This is a genomic window from Lonsdalea iberica (assembly GCF_002111585.1).
Classification (GTDB): domain Bacteria; phylum Pseudomonadota; class Gammaproteobacteria; order Enterobacterales; family Enterobacteriaceae; genus Lonsdalea; species Lonsdalea iberica.
Genome location: NZ_LUTP01000092.1, coordinates 1 through 2,523, shown reverse-complemented (window position 1 = coordinate 2,523; position 2,523 = coordinate 1). Strand labels below are relative to the sequence as shown.

Genomic DNA, 2,523 nt, shown 5'->3' with positions numbered 1-2,523 from the left:
TCGACGACGTGACTGGTGATAACACCATCAATATCGCCGAGGCGGGTCAGAACCAGAACGTGACCGGCCGTGTCGGCAACGACGTGCAGGTCGGCGACACGGTGACCGTGACTATCGGCGATCAGGCTTACCAGACTACGGTGACCGCTTCCGATAATGGCAACGTATGGAGTGTGAGCGTACCGGGCGATGTGCTGGCCGGTAACAATGAGATCCATGCGGAAGTGACCACGACAGATGCGGCCGGAAACCCGACCACGGCAACTGCCGATCACGGCTACGCGGTGGATACCGCCGCGCCGGAAGCGTCCATTACCATCGATGACGTGACGGCAGACAATACGCTGAATATCGCCGAGGCGGGTCAGCCGCAGGCCATCACCGGTCGCGTCGGCAACGACGTGCAGGTCGGCGATACGGTGACCGTCACCATCGGCGATCAGACTTACCAGACCACCGTCACCGCCTCCGATAACGGCAATGTGTGGAGCGTCAGCGTGCCGGGCGAGGTGCTGGCCGGTAACAATGAGATCCATGCCGAAGTCACCACCACTGATGCGGCGGGTAACCCGACTACGGCATCTGCCGATCACGGCTACGCGGTCGATACCGCGGCACCGGAAGCATCCATCACCATCGATAACGTCACCGGTGATAACACGCTGAATATCGCCGAGGCGGGTCAGAACCAGAACGTGACCGGCCGCGTCGGCAACGACGTGCAGGTCGGCGACACGGTGACCGTGACTATTGGCGATCAGGCTTACCAGACCACCGTCACCGCGTCGGATAACGGCAACGTGTGGAGCGTCAGCGTACCGGGCGAGGTGCTGGCCGGTAACAATGAGATTCATGCGGAAGTGACGACGACAGATGCGGCCGGTAACCCGACCACAGCATCTGCCGATCACGGCTACGCAGTCGATACCGCCGCGCCGGAAGCATCCATCACCATCGACGATGTCACCGGTGATAACACGCTAAATATCGCGGAAGCGGGTCAGCCGCAGGCCATCACCGGTCGCGTCGGCAACGACGTGCAGGTCGGCGATACGGTGACCGTCACCATCGGCGATCAGTCGTATCAGACCACCGTCACCGCCTCGGATAATGGCAATGTGTGGAGTGTGAGCGTACCGGGCGAGGTGTTGGCCGGTAACTCACAGATCCATGCGGAAGTGACCACCACGGACGCGGCGGGTAACCCGACCACGGCATCTGCCGATCACGGCTACGCGGTCGATACCGCCGCGCCGGAAGCGTCCATCACCATCGATAACGTGACCGGTGATAACACGCTGAATATCGTGGAAGCGGGACAGAACCAGAACGTGACCGGTCGCGTCGGCAACGACGTGCAGGTGGGCGATACGGTGACCGTCACCATCGGCGATCAGGCTTACCAGACTACGGTGACCGCCTCCGACAACGGCAACGTGTGGAGTGTCAGCGTACCGGGCGATGTGCTGGCCGGTAACAATGAGATCCACGCCGAAGTGACGACGACGGACGCGGCCGGTAACCCGACCACCGCATCTGCCGATCACGGCTACGCGGTGGATACCGCGGCACCGGAAGCCAGCATCACTATTGATGATGTAACGGCCGACAATACGCTGAATATCGCGGAAGCGGGTCAGAACCAGAATGTGACCGGCCGCGTCGGTAACGACGTCCAGGTGGGCGACACGGTGACTGTGACTATTGGCGATCAGGCTTATCAGACCACCGTCACCGCGTCGGATAACGGCAACGTATGGAGCATCAGCGTACCGGGCGAGGTGTTGGCCGGTAACAATGAGATCCATGCGGAAGTGACGACGACCGATGCGGCGGGTAACCCGACCACGGCTACGGCCGATCACGGTTATGCGGTTGATACTGCGGCGCCTGAAGCCAGCATCACCATTGACGATGTCACCGATGACAACACGCTGAATATCGCCGAGGCGGGTCAGAACCAGAACGTGACCGGTCGCGTCGGTAACGACGTGCAGGTCGGCGACACGGTGACCGTGACTATCGGCGATCAGGCTTATCAGACCACCGTCACGGCGTCGGATAATGGCAACGTGTGGAGCGTCTCTGTGCCGGGCGATGTGCTGGCTGGTAACTCACAGATCCATGCGGAAGTGACCACCACGGACGCGGCGGGTAACCCGACCACGGCATCTGCCGATCACGGCTACGCGGTCGATACCGCCGCGCCGGAAGCCAGCATCACCATTAATGATGTAACGGCCGACAATACGCTGAATATCGCGGAGGCGGGTCAGCCGCAGGCCATCACCGGTCGCGTCGGTAACGACGTGCAGGTGGGCGACACGGTGACCGTGACCATCGGCGATCAGGCGTACCAGACCACCGTGACCGCTTCCGATAATGGCAACGTATGGAGTGTCTCGGTACCGGGCGAGGTGCTGGCTGGTAACAATGAAATTCATGCCGAAGTCACCACCACCGATGGCGCAGGCAACGCCACCACGGTTGGTGCTGACCACAGCTACGCGGTCGATACGGCCG

1 protein-coding gene is annotated in these 2,523 nt (G+C 61.6%); it reads left to right on the top strand.

Annotated elements, in window-relative coordinates:
- On the top strand, positions 1-2,523 hold a 2,523-nt coding region (locus tag AU511_RS16680; RefSeq protein ID WP_139829419.1), incomplete at both ends, for an Ig-like domain-containing protein.